The sequence below is a fragment of the Streptomyces sp. NPDC050988 genome (genome assembly GCF_044456225.1).
In the GTDB taxonomy this organism is placed as follows: Bacteria; Actinomycetota; Actinomycetes; order Streptomycetales; family Streptomycetaceae; genus Streptomyces.
This window is the reverse complement of sequence record NZ_JBITFQ010000008.1, coordinates 351,197-366,545: the sequence shown is the minus strand read 5'-3', so window position 1 is coordinate 366,545 and position 15,349 is coordinate 351,197. Positions and strand designations below refer to the sequence as shown.

9 protein-coding genes are annotated in these 15,349 nt (G+C 67.9%); 7 read left to right on the top strand and 2 right to left on the bottom strand.

The window, feature by feature from the left end:
• Positions 1-205 precede the first annotated feature (205 nt).
• The gene (locus tag ACIBEI_RS20945; protein WP_398890825.1) at positions 206-2,899 is read right to left on the bottom strand and encodes a transglycosylase domain-containing protein; all 2,694 of its coding nucleotides are present in this window, start codon (positions 2,897-2,899) and stop codon (positions 206-208) included.
• Positions 2,900-3,273: 374 nt separating this feature from the next.
• On the opposite strand from ACIBEI_RS20945, the gene ACIBEI_RS20940 reads away from it, so the two are divergent.
• The 4 genes from ACIBEI_RS20940 (at position 3,274) to ACIBEI_RS20925 (ending at position 7,051) form a co-directional block, all read left to right on the top strand.
• Positions 3,274-3,957 carry a helix-turn-helix transcriptional regulator gene (locus tag ACIBEI_RS20940; protein ID WP_398890823.1) on the top strand — a complete coding sequence of 228 codons (684 nt, stop codon included), beginning with the start codon at positions 3,274-3,276 and terminating at the stop codon, positions 3,955-3,957.
• 44 nt (positions 3,958-4,001) lie between these two features.
• The gene (locus ACIBEI_RS20935; RefSeq protein ID WP_269648822.1) at positions 4,002-5,084 is read left to right on the top strand and encodes an inositol-3-phosphate synthase; all 1,083 of its coding nucleotides are present in this window, start codon (positions 4,002-4,004) and stop codon (positions 5,082-5,084) included.
• A 78-nt stretch (positions 5,085-5,162) separates the two neighbouring features.
• The gene (locus tag ACIBEI_RS20930; RefSeq protein ID WP_398890821.1) at positions 5,163-6,428 is read left to right on the top strand and encodes an MFS transporter; all 1,266 of its coding nucleotides are present in this window, start codon (positions 5,163-5,165) and stop codon (positions 6,426-6,428) included.
• 116 nt (positions 6,429-6,544) lie between these two features.
• Positions 6,545-7,051, top strand: coding sequence for a hypothetical protein (locus ACIBEI_RS20925; protein ID WP_266761464.1), 507 nt, complete (start codon positions 6,545-6,547; stop codon positions 7,049-7,051).
• A gap of 112 nt (positions 7,052-7,163) precedes the next feature.
• On the opposite strand, the gene ACIBEI_RS20920 is transcribed toward ACIBEI_RS20925, so the two are convergent.
• Positions 7,164-8,630, bottom strand: a complete 1,467-nt coding sequence (locus ACIBEI_RS20920) for a CCA tRNA nucleotidyltransferase (protein ID WP_398890818.1) — start codon at positions 8,628-8,630, stop codon at positions 7,164-7,166.
• A gap of 234 nt (positions 8,631-8,864) precedes the next feature.
• On the opposite strand from ACIBEI_RS20920, the gene ACIBEI_RS20915 reads away from it, so the two are divergent.
• The 3 genes from ACIBEI_RS20915 (at position 8,865) to ACIBEI_RS20905 (ending at position 15,346) form a co-directional block, all read left to right on the top strand.
• Positions 8,865-11,225 carry a DUF6049 family protein gene (locus ACIBEI_RS20915; RefSeq protein ID WP_398890816.1) on the top strand — a complete coding sequence of 787 codons (2,361 nt, stop codon included), beginning with the start codon at positions 8,865-8,867 and terminating at the stop codon, positions 11,223-11,225.
• A gap of 46 nt (positions 11,226-11,271) precedes the next feature.
• Entirely contained in the window at positions 11,272-13,500 is a 2,229-nt protein-coding gene (gene murJ / locus ACIBEI_RS20910) for a murein biosynthesis integral membrane protein MurJ (protein ID WP_398890814.1), read from the top strand.
• A gap of 118 nt (positions 13,501-13,618) precedes the next feature.
• Positions 13,619-15,346 (top strand): protein kinase family protein, encoded by a 1,728-nt coding sequence (locus tag ACIBEI_RS20905; protein WP_398890812.1) that lies wholly within the window; start codon positions 13,619-13,621, stop codon positions 15,344-15,346.
• The last annotated feature ends 3 nt before the right edge of the window (positions 15,347-15,349 follow it).

The window sequence follows — 15,349 nt, the reverse complement described above, 5'->3', positions numbered from 1 at the left end:
CTCACAATGACGCCCTTGCCTCCGGCTCGGGGTTAGCACCACCTCTTCCCCCAGGGGACTTTCACCCCCAAGCAATCGCCCATGCTGGGCGCACATACGCCGAGGGCCGTCGCACCGAGTCGGTGCGACGGCCCTCGTTTCACGTGAAACACCTCACTGCGGATGTTTCACGTGAAACACCCCGTGGAGACAGCTATCCGGTTGATCATCCGAAGATGCCGCCATTGCCATTACCTCTGGTATTGCCTGGATCTTCGGATTCCGTGGGTGAGGACGTCACCCCGCCGTCTGTGCCGCCGGTCTCGGTTCCGCCCGTTTCGGTCCCGCCGGTGTCCTCGCACTCGAAGGTGCCAAAGGGGCCACAGGTCTCGCTCGCGGAGGGCGAGGGAGTGGTCTCCGTCTCGCTGGGCTCCGTACTGGGCTCGGGCTGCTCCTCTTCGGACTCGGTGGGCGTCGGGGTCACGCTCGGGGTCGGAAGGTCGTTGACCACCACACCGATGGGCTCGGCCTCCGGGAACTTCTCGGGCTCCGTGTCCTTGAGCGCCTGCTCCATGTAGTCGTGCCAGACCTCGGCCGGGAACGAGGCACCGTGGATGGTCTTCTGGCCACCCGTGCCGTACATCTCCAGGAACGGACGACTCTTCTTGGTCTCGTCGTCGTCCATGCGGTACATGCTGACCGCGGTCGACAGCTGCGGCGTGTACCCGACGAACCAGGCTGACTTGTTGCCGTCCGTCGTACCGGTCTTACCGGCCACCTCGCGGCCGTCGAGCTGGGCCGAGGTACCGGTTCCGTCCTCGACGACGGTCTTCAGGACGTCGGTGACATTGTCGGCGACCTGCTCGGTGAAGGCTTCCTTGGTCTCGGACTTGTGCTTCCAGACGCTACCCCCCTCGTACTCGACCTCCCTGACCGAGAACGGGTCGTTCTGCTTCCCGCTGGTCGCGAACGTCGCGTACGAGCCGGCCATGCGGATCGCGCTGGGGTCGGAGATGCCGATGGAGAAGGACGGGAAGGTGGTACCCGTCAGGCTGTTCGGCCTGAGTCCGGCGTTTTCTGCCGCCTTCTTCACCTTGTCCAGACCGACGTCCATACCGAGCTGTACGAAGGCGGAGTTCGCCGAGACCTTCATGGCTTCACGCAGGTCGATCTGATAGTTCGGCGGAGTGCCGTACGACGCGTCGTCGTCGTTGGTCTGGAGCCACTCCTTGCCCTTGTCGTTCTTCCAGATACTGCCGTCGTAAGTCTTGATCTTGAGTTTGTTCTTGCCGCTGTAGAAGCTGTCCGGCGAGACCTTGGTGCGTTCGTCCTGGGCCTGGGACTCCCCGAGGTCGGGGTCGCGCTTGCCGTCCTGCATGGCGGCGGCCAGAACGAACGGCTTGAACGTCGAGCCGACCGCGGCACCGGTCTCGTCCGCGTTGTTGGTGAAGTGCTTGGTCGCGGACTCACCGCCGTAGATGGCGACGATGGCACCGTCCTTGGGATCCACGGAGGCCCCGCCGAACTGGACGTGCGTGTCGGTCTTCGGCCGACGCTTCACGTCGAGGTTCTCTTTGCGGACCTTCTTGACGGCCTTCTCGAGCTCGTCGACCTTCGTCTTGTCGAAGGTCGTGTGGATCTCGTAGCCGCCCTGCCGGAGCTGCTCCTCGGTGATGTCGGTGTTGTTGATGACATAGCCCTTGGCGAGATCGACGAGATAGCCGATCTGACCGCCCAGCTCGGAGCTGGACCGCGGGTTCTGGAGCTTGGGCAGATCCTTGTACTCGGCTCGCTCCGAGGCCGACAGGTGCCCGTCCTTGACCATCTCGTTGAGGATCCAGTTCGTGCGATCCGTGGCCCTCTTGGTGTTGGCCTCGCGCGTGGCACCCGGATCGATCGCCGTCTGTCCCGCGGGGTCGTAGTACGTGGCTCCCTTCAGCACAGCCGCAAGGAAGGCGCACTCGTTCGCCTTGAGGTCAGTCGCGTCCTTGCCGAAGTACGAACGCGCCGCCGCCTGGAGGCCATAGGAGCTACGGCCGTAGTAGGCGGTGTTCAGGTACCCCGCCATGACCTCCTCCTTGGGCTCGGTGCGGCCCACCTTGATGGAGACGAGGAGTTCCTTGAACTTCCGGGACACCGTCTGCGACTGGTCGTTCAGCATCGCGTTCTTCACGTACTGCTGGGTGATCGTCGAGCCGCCCTGCGTCTCGCCGCCCTTGGCCATGTTGAAGAGCGCGCGGCCGATACCCACGGGGTCGATGCCCTTGTCGGTCTCGAACTTCTTGTTCTCCGCCGACATGACGGCGTACCGCATCGCCTTGGGGATCTGCTCGTACTTGATGTTCTGACGGTTGGTCTCACCGCCCGTGGACACCATCGGCTTGTTGTTGGCCCAGTAGTAGACGTTGTTCTGCGCCTTCGCGGCGGCAGCGACGTCCGGCACGCCCACCATGGCGTACGCGATGCCTGCCACGGCCATGAGGCTGCCGCAGAAGCCGATGAACGTACCCGTCACGAGCTTCCACGAGGGCACCCAACGTGCCCATCCGTACTTGCCCGCGCGCGGATAGTCGATGATCCGCTTCTTGTAGGGGTCGGGCCCACGCCCTCTGCCCCGCCCAGGGCCGTTCGGCCCACCGGGACCACCACGCCGGCCGCCACCACCGTGGCCGCCGTGCCCTGCACCGTCGGCGGCTCTGCGCCTGCCACCGCTGGTGCTGCCTCTCTGTGCCGCCCGTCGAGCCTCGGCACGGCTGCCGAACGGGCGATCCTCACCTCCCGAGTCATAGGAGTCGGAAGGAGACCCTGTGGCGCTCCGCGGCGCCGCACGGCGGCCGGAGGACGACCCGGTCTGGCCGCGTCGGGCCGCGGCACGTCCGCCGCCCTGCGGCTGCGGCGGTTTGCGACGGTGCTCGCTCATCGAACGATTACTCCTCGGGCAGGCGCACCTGAGCGCGCCTGGAAACGGCGGCTGGTTTCCGGTCCCCCCGAAGTACGGATGCGGTCGTTCTTACATTCATCCGTACCGCACCGAGGACGAGGACGTCCCCATGCGTCACTCGGTTCCCGGTGGTTTGCATGGCGCACAGACTACGCACCGTCAAAACCTCCCTAGCACCGAAGTTCATCCCAAATCAGGCAACTTGCTTCCTACGAATCAGTGATGTGACCCCGTTCACGATGCCCCCTCTTGTCGCCTGCGACGGACCGATCTATCGTTCAGATGTATCGAGTCGATACATCAGCTCGGCATAAAGACCGTCACGGCAAGACCGCGGCAGAGAGGAGGCGACGATGAGCCGGCGTTCCGGGATCCTTGAGTTCGCCGTCCTCGGCCTGCTCCGCGAGTCCCCGATGCACGGCTATGAGCTGCGCAAACGCCTCAATACGTCACTGGGTGTGTTCCGTGCGTTCAGTTACGGAACGCTTTACCCCTGCCTCAAGACGCTGGTCGCCAGCGGCTGGTTGATCGAGGAGCCGGGGAACACCACCGAGGACGCGCTCGCGGCGCCACTCTCAGGGCGTCGCGCCAAGATCGTCTATCGGTTGACGGCCGAAGGTAAGGAGCATTTCGAGGACCTGCTCTCACAGACGGGTCCCGACGCGTACGAGGACGAGCACTTCGCCGCTCGCTTCGCCTTCTTCGGCCAGACGTCACGGGACGTACGGATGCGGGTCCTCGAGGGCCGCCGCAGCCGTCTCGAGGAGCGCCTGGAGAAGATGCGTGCCTCTCTGGCACGCACTCGGGAGCGCCTCGACGACTACACCCTTGAGCTCCAGCGCCACGGAATGGAGTCCGTGGAGCGCGAAGTGCGCTGGCTGAACGAGCTCATCGAGAGCGAGCGGGCCGGACGGGACCAGCGGCGTCCCGGATCCGACGGCTCCGCTCAGCACGACAGCACATCTGGGGAGTCGGGCGGCCTGCCCCGGCCCGGGGACATTCCCGGGCCGGATCCGTCCGATGACACTGCCACGTGAAGTCCCCTCGGGGCTTCACCGAGTACACACAGGGAGCAACCGGAATGGGTTCGGTTCGCGTAGCCATCGTCGGCGTGGGCAACTGCGCCGCCTCGCTGGTGCAGGGCGTCGAGTACTACAAGGATGCCGACCCGGCGTCCAAGGTGCCCGGCCTGATGCACGTCCAGTTCGGCGACTACCACGTGGGTGACGTCGAGTTCGTCGCCGCCTTCGACGTCGACGCGAAGAAGGTCGGCCTCGACCTCTCGGACGCCATCGGTGCCAGCGAGAACAACACCATCAAGATCTGCGACGTCCCGAGCAAGGGCGTCACGGTCCAGCGCGGTCACACCTACGACGGTCTCGGCAAGTACTACCGCGAGACCATCGAGGAGTCCGCCGAGGCCCCGGTCGACGTCGTCCAGATCCTCAAGGACAAGCAGGTCGACGTCCTCGTCTGCTATCTGCCCGTCGGTTCCGAGGACGCGGCGAAGTTCTACGCCCAGGCCGCCATCGACGCCAAGGTCGCCTTCGTCAACGCTCTGCCGGTCTTCATCGCCGGCACCAAGGAGTGGGCGGACAAGTTCACCGAGGCGGGCGTCCCGATCGTCGGTGACGACATCAAGTCGCAGGTCGGCGCCACCATCACGCACCGTGTGATGGCGAAGCTGTTCGAGGACCGCGGTGTCCGTCTCGAGCGCACGATGCAGCTCAACGTCGGCGGCAACATGGACTTCAAGAACATGCTGGAGCGCGACCGCCTCGAGTCCAAGAAGATCTCGAAGACGCAGGCCGTCACCTCGCAGATCCCGGACCGCGACATGGGCGCGAAGAACGTCCACATCGGTCCCTCGGACTACGTGGCCTGGCTCGACGACCGCAAGTGGGCGTACGTCCGCCTCGAAGGCCGTGCCTTCGGTGACGTCCCGCTGAACCTGGAGTACAAGCTCGAGGTCTGGGACTCGCCGAACTCGGCCGGTGTCATCATCGACGCCCTGCGCGCCGCGAAGATCGCCAAGGACCGTGGCATCGGCGGCCCGATCCTCTCCGCGTCGAGCTACTTCATGAAGTCGCCGCCGGTCCAGTACTTCGACGACGAGGCCTACGACAACGTCGAGAAGTTCATCAAGGGCGAAGTCGAGCGCTAAGACGCTTGATGTGCCGCTCTGTTGAGGGTCCCCGGGTCGCAAGCCCGGGGACCCTCCTCGTATGTGAGGCTGTGCCCCATGGCTGTCGTGCGTGACCTGCGCGTCCTCCTGCGCTTCGGGAACTTCCGGCGTCTGCTCGCCGTCCGGCTGTTGTCACAGGGTGCCGACGGCGTCTATCAGGTCGCGCTCGCCACGTACGTCGTCTTCTCACCGGAGAAGCAGACCTCGGCGCCGGCGATCGCCTCCGCGATGGCGGTCCTGCTGCTCCCGTACTCCCTCGTCGGCCCCTTCGCCGGCGTCCTGCTGGACCGCTGGCGGCGCCGCCAGGTCTTCCTGTACGGGAACCTGCTGCGGGCGGCGCTGGCCGCCCTGACAGCCGTCCTCATGCTGAGCGGCGTGCCGGACTGGCTCTTCTACGTGTCCGCTCTGTGCGTGACCGCCGTCAACCGGTTCGTCCTGGCGGGCCTGTCCGCCGCACTGCCCCGTGTCGTCGACTCCGAGCGCTTGGTGATGGCCAACTCGCTGTCGCCCACGGCCGGAACGCTCGCCGCGACCGTCGGCGGCGGCCTCGCCTTCGTCGTCCGCCTGGTCGCCTCGGACTCCGATGCGGCGGTCGTTCTCGTCGGAGCGGCCCTCTACGTGTGTTCCGCGCTCGCCTCGCTGCGCCTGGCACCGGAACTTCTCGGTCCCGACCGGGAGTTGGTACATCCGCGGTTGAAGGCGGCACTGGTCGGCACGGCACGCGGCCTGACGTCAGGCGTACGTCATCTGGCCGAGCCCGCACGACGGGAGGCCGCCCGGGCCCTGGCCGCGATGACGCTGATGCGGTTCTGCTACGGCGCCCTGACGGTCATGGTGCTGATGCTGTGCCGGTACGCCTGGTCGTCGGGCTCGGACGACGACGGGCTCGCCCTCCTGGGCCTGGCCGTGGGGATCTCCGGAGCGGGCTTCTTCGCCGCGGCGGTCCTGACCCCGGCGGCGGTCGGCCGACTCGGGCCCAGCGGCTGGATCATCGCCTGTGCCGGATCCGCCGCGGTCCTGGAGCCGGCGCTCGGGCTGCCGTTCGCCGAAGTCCCCATACTGGTCGCGGCCTTCGTCCTCGGTCTGACCACCCAGGGCGCGAAGATCGCCACGGACACCGTGGTCCAGTCGTCCGTCGACGACGGCTTCCGTGGCCGGATCTTCGCCGTCTACGACGTTCTCTTCAACGTGGCTTTCGTCGGCGCCGCCGGGGTGGCCGCTCTGATGCTGCCTCCTGACGGCCGCTCAGTCCCGCTGGTGGTCACGGTGGCCGTTATCTACGGGGCGGTTGCTGCAGCTATGGCCCGCTTTGAACGGCAGTAAGTGTCACATCAATGCCACAGAGCCCCTGTGGGCTACAGAGTTGTCAGTGGCGGCCGGTAGCTTACGTGCGTCTTATTTCGCGCCACGCGCTCCTACGTCCAAGGGGGACCCTCAAAGTGACCACTCCGCCACCCCAAGGCCAGAACCCGTTCGCACAGGGGCAGCCGCCTCAGGGCCAGAACCCCTACGGGCAGCCCCCGAGTGGGAACCCGTACGGCCAGCCGCAGCCCGGAGACCCCCAGCAGTCCCCGTCCCCGTACTTCAACCAGGGAGCACCGGTTCCGCCGCCGGCCGCTCCGGCGCGTAGCGGCTTCAAGAAATACCTGCGCTTCATCATCCCGGTGGCCGCGCTGTCCATAGCCGCCGGCACCTATTTCTTCGGTGGCGACGACGCCACGAAGCTTCAGGCGGGCGACTGCCTGCGCAACACGGGCTCCGACTCCAACGCCACGGTCGAGAAGCTCGACTGCAGTGACTCGAAGGCCACCCACAAGGTTCTGGCGAAGAAGGACGGCTCCAGCCTGGCGCAGCTCGCCTGCCAGTCCGTCCAGGGCACCACTGCCGCTCTCTCCTGGCAGGAAGGGTCCGACTCCTTCGTGCTCTGCCTGGCGGACAACAAGTAGGAGCGGTACGGACGCGAGGGGCGTTGTTTCACGTGAAACAACGCCCCTCGGCATGTCCGGGTCCAGGAGAGCGGGTCATGTTTCACGTGAAACATGACCTCACCACACGTCCTCAGCTCTGTGCGGCCCACCACTCCTTGAGCGCCGACACCGCTGCGTCGTACTCCATCGGCCCGTTCTCCAGACGCAGTTCCAGCAGGAACTTGTAGGCCTGCCCGATGACCGGGCCGGGCGCGACTCCCAGGATCTCCATGATCTGGTTGCCGTCGAGATCGGGCCGGATCGAGTCCAGCTCCTCCTGCTCCTGAAGCTGAGCGATGCGCTCCTCCAGGCCGTCGTACGCACGGGACAGCGCGGTAGCTTTCCGCTTGTTGCGCGTCGTGCAGTCCGAGCGGGTCAGCTTGTGGAGGCGGTCGAGGAGCGGGCCCGCATCCCGCACGTACCGGCGGACCGCGGAGTCCGTCCACTCCCCGGTGCCGTAGCCGTGGAAGCGCAGGTGCAGCTCGACCAGACGCGAGACGTCCTTCACCAGCTCATTGGAGTACTTGAGCTCGGTCATCCGCTTCTTGGTCATCTTGGCGCCCACCACCTCGTGATGGTGGAAGGAGACCCGCCCGTCCGTCTCGAAGCGACGCGTGCGCGGCTTGCCGATGTCATGCAGCAGGGCGGCCAGGCGCAGGGTGAGGTCGGGACCGTCCTCCTCCAGTGCCATCGCCTGCTCCAGGACGATCAGCGTGTGGTCGTAGACGTCCTTGTGCCGGTGGTGCTCGTCCCGCTCCAGACGCAGCGCCGGCAGCTCGGGCAGCACCCGGTCGGCGAGCCCGGTGTCGACGAGCAGTGTCAGCCCCTTCCGCGGGTGCGCGGACAGGACCAGCTTGTTCAGCTCGTCGCGCACGCGCTCGGAGGAGACGATCTCGATGCGTTCGGCCATGGCCTTCATCGCCGCGACGACGTCCGGTGCCACCTCGAAGTCGAGCTGCGCGGCGAACCGCGCGGCCCTCATCATCCGCAGCGGGTCGTCGGAGAAGGAGGCCTCGGGTGTGCTCGGAGTCCGCAGAACACGCGCGGCAAGATCGTCGAGCCCGCCGTGCGGATCGATGAACTCCTTCTCGGGGAGCGCCACGGCCATCGCGTTCACCGTGAAGTCACGGCGCACCAGGTCCTGCTCGATCGAATCACCGTACGAGACCTCGGGCTTGCGCGAGGTTCGGTCGTACGCCTCCGAACGGTAGGTCGTCACCTCGATCTGGAAGCTCTGGCTGACGTCCCCGACGCGGGCGTCCTTCTGCCCGCCGACCGTGCCGAAGGCGATCCCGACCTCCCACACGGCGTCCGCCCAGGGCCGCATGATCTTCAGTACGTCCTCGGGCCGGGCGTCGGTCGTGAAGTCCAGGTCGTTGCCGAGCCGGCCGAGGAGGGCATCCCGGACCGAGCCGCCGACCAGGGCAAGGGAGAACCCGGCCTCCTGGAAACGGCGGGCGAGCTCATCGGCGACGGGGGACACCCGCAGCAGTTCGCTCACCGCGCGGCTCTGCACCTGGTTCAGGGCACTGGGATTGTCTTCGTTGGCGTTCGGCACAACAGAAAAGGGTACGTGGCCCGGACCCCCGCGGACGCCTCCATTAAATGTGCATCGAAGCCTTCTCCCATCCCTGCGGAGACCTCACCACTGATAGGCGGACATAGTGGGACAGCATGGTCTCGTTCCCGATCTTGTGGACCGGACCGCGGCACTTACCCTCAGCGCGCATCGTTACCATGCGTGGACGCACATTCCGACGACCACTGACGACGACGAGGGACGGGCGAGCGCGTGGCCGAGGCGGCAGACTTCCAGGGGATGACTCCCTCACCTGCCCGCCGCTGGCTGCGGCGCACCGGAGCGCTGCTGGCCGCGGCTCCCCTGCTGGCCGGCTTCTGCCAGCTGCCCGTGGCGCCGTCCGCGCACGCGGCCGAGCGAAGCGCCGCAGCGGAGGTCTCCGGCTCCCGTACGGTCGATGTCTCCCTGGACACGCTCAGCCCTCGCGTGCCCTCCGACGGGGACAAGCTCACCGTCTCTGGCAGGATCGTCAACAAGGGCAAGCAGACGATCACCGCCGCGCACGTCGGTCTCCGGGTGGGCCCGACCATGGACGGCCGCTCGGCGATCGACGACGCCGCACAGAGCAACCCGTACGCAGGCACGGACGTCGGCGGCAAGTACGTCGCGAAGTTCGCCAAGCTGGCGCCGGGTGTCCCGCAGACCTTCAGCATCTCCGTCCCCGTCGACAAGCTGCCCCTCTCCTCCGACGGCGTCTACCAGCTCGGTGTCACGCTCACCGGCCGGACCGCCGCCGCGGCGTACGACCAGATCCTCGGCATCGAGCGGACCTTCCTCCCGTGGCAGCCCGACGCCGCGGACACGAAGACCCGGACCACATACCTCTGGCCGCTCATCTCCACCTCCCACATGACGGCCGAGACGGGTTCGAACGAGCAGCAGACCCCCGTCTTCAAGGACGACGACCTGGCCGCGGAAATCGCCCCCGGCGGGCGCCTGCAGCAGCTCCTCGCGCTCGGCAAGAACCTCGAGGTCACGTGGGTCGTCGACCCGGATCTGCTGGCGTCCGTCGACGCGATGACCCGCAGCTACCGCGTCCAGGTGAACGGCTCCAGCACGACGACCACGGCGGGCACGCACCAGGCGGTGGCCAAGCAGTGGCTCTCCGAGCTGGAGAACACGGTCGAGAACGAGGAAGTCGTCGCCCTTCCCTTCGCCGACCCGGATCTGGCGTCACTGGCCCGCAACGGAAAGACCGCCACCGGGTCGCTCAGCCGTCTCAAGGACGCCACCACGGTGGCCGCGACGACGGTGGAGTCGATCCTCCACGTGACGCCCAGTACGGACTACGCCTGGCCCGCGAACGGCGCGATCGACCCCTCGATCGTCAAGGTCGCCACCTCGGCCGGCGCCGATACGGTGATCTCCCGCAGCGACAGCCTCAAGGAGACCGGAAGTCTGCCGTACACGCCTTCCGCGGCGCGTCCGATCGGCGGCGGCATCACCGCGGTGGTGTCGGACGCCCGTCTGTCGACGGCGTTCCAGGGCGACATGACGGTGGCGGGCAACTCCACGCTCGCCGTGCAGAGGTTCCTCGCCCAGAGCCTGATGTTCTCGCTGCAGGTCCCGGCCAAGCAGCGCAGCGTCGTGGTCGCACCGCAGCGCATGCCCACCGCCAGCCAGGCCCAGGCGATGGCGCAGGCGCTGACGGCGCTCCAGGACGGAAACTGGTCGCAGTCGGCGGACCTGTCCGCGGCCACCAAGGCCAAGCCGGACGCGGGCGCCACCACGCGGGTCCCGTCGGCTGCCTCGTACCCCTCGTCGCTGCGGAAGCAGGAGCTGCCGCAGACTGCCTTCGATCAGATCGAGCGCACGCAGGACGACCTCGACAGCTTCCAGGTGATCCTCGCGGACAAGTCCCGCGTGGTCACCCCTTTCGGACGGGCCATGGACCGGTCGATGTCCACCTCCTGGCGCGGCCGTAGCACCGATGCGACGCTCTACCGCGACGGTGTGGAGGCGTACCTCACCCGGCTCACCGAGAGCGTCGGACTGATCGACAAGTCCGAGGCGAAGCTGTCGGGCCGCAGCGCCACGATCCCCGTCACGGTGCAGAACAACCTCGTCCAGGGTGTCGACCGCCTGACGCTGCGCCTGACCTCGACCCAGCCGAGCCGCCTCAGCATCGGCGACGGCGCCTACGACGAACAGCCGGTCGCGGTCTCGGGCGGCCACAGCCAGTCGGTGAAGTTCACCACCAACGCCCACGCCAACGGCCGGGCGAGAGTCGTCGCCCAGCTGTTCACGGAGGACGGCCGGCCGTACGGTCCCGAAGTCGCCTTCGACGTGAAGGTCACCGAGATCACCGCGACGGTGATGCTGGTCATCGCCGGTGGTGTCCTGCTGCTCGTGCTCGCCGGATTCCGGATGTACACCCAGCGCAAGCGCGCGGCCGCCCGCCAGGCCACGCACGAGTCGGAGAACGCCCAAGCGGACGGCGAGGACGAGGACACTCCCGAAGCATCCGCAGCCGAGTCGGGGGCACACGAGCCGGAGCACCCGAGTGACCGTTCACCGGACACCGCATCGGAAATCACGGACCCGTCCGGCACTGGTGAGAGAGTGGACCGTTGAGCGATGTCGCGGCCGGTGGGCCCGGGGACGATGAGGTGGGGTAACCATGAACGCGCCGTACGACGGTGACCGCGGTCAGGGCGCGGGCGGCTCCGGCCACCACGACGACCCTCCGCAGGGCCCGCCGGAGCCCGGCGAGGTGCCTCAGCAACCCGCACCCGACGTGTACCTCCAGGACGCCTACGCCCAGGATCCCTACCGGGCGCAGGATCTCGCCGCCCAGGACCCTGTCACCGAGGCCCTCTACGACCGCGCCGCGCATCCCCCACCGCCGCCCGGCACCTACCAGCCGCAGCCCCCGCTCTACGCTCAGCCGCCCCAGTCCCCGTACGCCCCCGACCCGCGCGTGTGGGCCCAGACCCCTGCCCCCGAGCCGGAGGGCCCCACCCAGTACCTCCCGTACGGCGACGACCCCCGTACGACCCAGTTCGTGGGCGTCGACGACCTGGTGACCCAGGCCGGCGAGCAGCGCCACGAGCCGGACGCCTTCGCTCATCTCTTCCGGGACCAGCAGCAGGGTGGCGCCTATCCGCCCGCGGGTGGTCCGCCCAGCGTGCCCTCTCCCACGCCGGAACCGGCTCCGGCTGCCGAGCCGCCTTCGACGCCCCCGCCCGCACCCGCTCCGGCGGCCGCGAAGAAGTCCGGTGGCCGTGCGTCCGGCCTGCTGAAGTCCAGTGCGGTCATGGCGGCGGGCACCATGGTGTCCCGCCTCACGGGCTTCATCCGCTCCGCGCTGATCGTCGCGGCGCTGGGCGTGGGCCTCCTCGGCGACACCTTCCAGGTGGCCTACCAGTTGCCGACGATGATCTACATCCTGACCGTCGGTGGCGGCCTCAACTCCGTCTTCGTACCGCAGCTGGTGCGCGCGATGAAGGACGACGAGGACGGTGGTGAGGCGTTCGCCAACCGGCTGCTGACCCTCGTCGTCGTGGTTCTCGGCGCGCTCACCGCGCTCGCGGTGCTCGCCGCTCCGTTCCTGGTGCGCGTGCTGTCGACGCCGGTCGCCAGAGACGCGGCGGCCAACGACGTCGCTGTCACCTTCGCCCGCTACTTCCTGCCCACGATCTTCTTCATGGGCATCCACGTGGTGATGGGCCAGATCCTCAACGCGCGCGGAAGGTTCGGCGCGATGATGTGGACCCCGGTCCTCAACAACGTCGTCATCATCGTGACGCTCGGACTGTTCATCTGGGTGTACGGCACCGCGGAGAACTCCGGCATGGAAGCCGCGACCATTCCGCCGGAGGGCGAGCGGCTGCTCGGCATCGGCGTCCTGCTCGGCCTCGTCGTCCAGGCCCTCGCGATGATCCCGTACCTCCGGGAGACCGGATTCCGGCTGCGGCTGCGCTTCGACTGGAAGGGCCACGGGCTCGGCAAGGCCGCGATGCTCGCCAAGTGGACGGTGCTCTTCGTCCTCGCCAACCAGGCCGGCGCGATCGTCGTGACCCAGCTGTCCACAGCGGCGGGCAAGGACTCACCGGTCGACGGCACCGGCTTCGCGGCCTATGCCAACGCCCAGCTCATCTGGGGTCTCCCGCAGGCCATCATCACGGTCTCCCTGATGGCCGCCCTGCTGCCGCGGCTCTCGCGTTCGGCCCATGAGGGCGACAGCGGCGCGGTCCGCGACGACATCTCCCAGGGCCTGCGTACGACCGCCGTGGCGATCGTCCCGATCTCCTTCGGCTTCGTCGCGCTCGGCATCCCGGTGTGCACGCTGATGTTCGGCTCCTCCGGGACCAGCGAGGCGACGAACATGGGCTACATGCTGATGGCCTTCGGCCTGGGCCTGATCCCGTACTCCGTGCAGTACGTCGTGCTGCGCGCCTTCTACGCGTACGAGGACACCCGGACCCCCTTCTACAACACGGTCATCGTGGCCGCCGTCAACGCCGGGGCCTCGGCACTCTGTTTCTTCCTGCTTCCCCCACGCTGGGCGGTCGCGGGCATGGCCGCGTCGTACGGTCTTGCCTACGCGATCGGCGTCGGGGTCGCGTGGAGCCGGCTGCGCAAGCGTCTGGGCGGCGACCTGGACGGTGGCCGAGTCCTGCGCACATACGCACGGCTCGGTATCGCGTCGGTGCCGGCCGCGCTGCTCAGCGGTGCGGCCTGCTACGGAATCGGCCACACACTGGGACAGGGCGTCGGCGGCTCGTTCGCCTCCCTGCTCGGCGGTGGTGTCGTACTGCTCGGTGTCTTCTACGTCGCGGCGCGGCGGATGCGCATCGAGGAGCTGAACGGAATGGTCGGCATGGTCCGCGGGCGCCTTGGGCGCTGAGACAGGGGTAGGCGCACAACCATCGTGCGCGACCGCGTGTCGTGCATAGGGGCGGACTGTGGGCACAATTGGCTTTGGCGTCGGACAGCGCGCAATGGATGGGGAGGCAGGAACGACGGTGGTGGAACGGAGCACGGCTGCCGTCGACGTGGCAGACAACAGCGGCGACGAGCCGCTGACCGCGAAGGCGGACCAGTCCACGGCCGACGGGGTGGCCCAGAACCGGGAGCGGGACACGGACAGCTCGGAGAGCGAAGAGGAACAGGGGAGCGGGGGGAACGAGAGCCCTGGCAGGACCTCGCCGCCCGAGCTGCACAGCGGTCACAAACTCGCCAGACGCTACCGCCTGGAAGAGTGCGTCACCCGTGTGGACGGTTTCAGCAGTTGGCGTGCGGTGGACGAGAAACTCCGCCGCGCCGTCGGTGTGCACTTGCTGCCCGCCGACCATCCACGAGCGCGCTCCGTCCTGGCGGCGGCCCGTTCCTCCGCCCTGCTGGGCGATCCGCGGTTCGTCCAGGTGCTGGACGCGGTCGAGGAGAACGACCTCGTCTATGTGGTGCACGAGTGGCTGCCGGATGCCACGGAGCTGACAGCGCTCCTGGCCGCCGGCCCGCTGGAGGTGCACGAGGCGTACCAGATGGTCAGCCAGGTGTCCCAGGCGATGGCCGCCGCACACCGCGAGGGGCTGGCGCATCTGAAGCTGACCCCCGGCGCCGTGCTGCGCACCTCGTCCGGACAGTGGCGTATCCGCGGCCTGGCCGTGAACGCGGCGCTGCGCGGCATCAGCTCCGACACCCCACAGCGCACGGACACGGAGGCGATCGGCGCGCTGCTGTACGCCACGCTCACCCAGCGCTGGCCGTACGAGGACGACGCCTACGGCCTCTCCGGACTGCCCAAGGGCGTGGGCCTCATCGCCCCCGACCAGGTACGCGCAGGTGTGCACCGGGGCCTTTCGGAGCTCGCGATGCGCGCGCTCGTCAACGACGGCGCGACCGCTTCCCGCCAGGAGCCTCCATGCACCACGCCGGAGGAACTGGTGAAGGCGGTCGGCGAGATGCCTCGCATCCGGCCGCCGGAGCCCGCGTTCACGGCGCCGCCGGACTACCAGCGCACGACGTACCAGCAGGGCAACTACGGCCGCCCCGCGTCCCACCCGGGGGCCACCCAGCCGGTACCGACTCCCCTGCCTCCGCTGCAGACACGTACCGGCAAGGCACTCAAGTGGGCGGTGTCCGCCCTTCTGATCGCCGCACTCGGTCTCGGCAGCTGGCAGCTCGCGGACGCTCTCATGGACCGCGGGAAGTCCGACGACACGGGCAACACCAAGACGACGGACGGGAACGACAAGAGCGGCGACAACGCGAAGCCGGTCAAGCCGATCACCATTGAGGGCGCCGAGGAGTACGTCGCGAAGGGTGCGGCCCAGGCGGCGGGGGACGTGGCCAATACCTACGACGGCGACAGCTCGACGTACTGGCGGAGCAAGAGCTTCCTGGACGGTCCGGAGATGAACCCGGCATTCAAGCCCGGCGTCGGCATCGTCTACGACCTCGGCTCGAAGCAGGAGATCTCGGCCGCCTCGATAGGACTCCGGTTCAGCGGTAACCACACGACGGTCTCGCTGTACGCGACGGATTCCATGAGCTCCTCGACGTCGCTGAGCTCGATGCAGAAGCTCGGGACCCTGACCACGAGCGGGTCCACCGCGAAGGTGAAGACCGACAAGAAAGTGAAGACCCAGTACGTGCTCGTGTGGTTCACTGCGCTGCCGTACGCACCCGGTGACCAGTTCAGCGACGCCGGGTACAAGCAGGCCGTCACCGATGTGAAGTTCACCGGCTGAGCA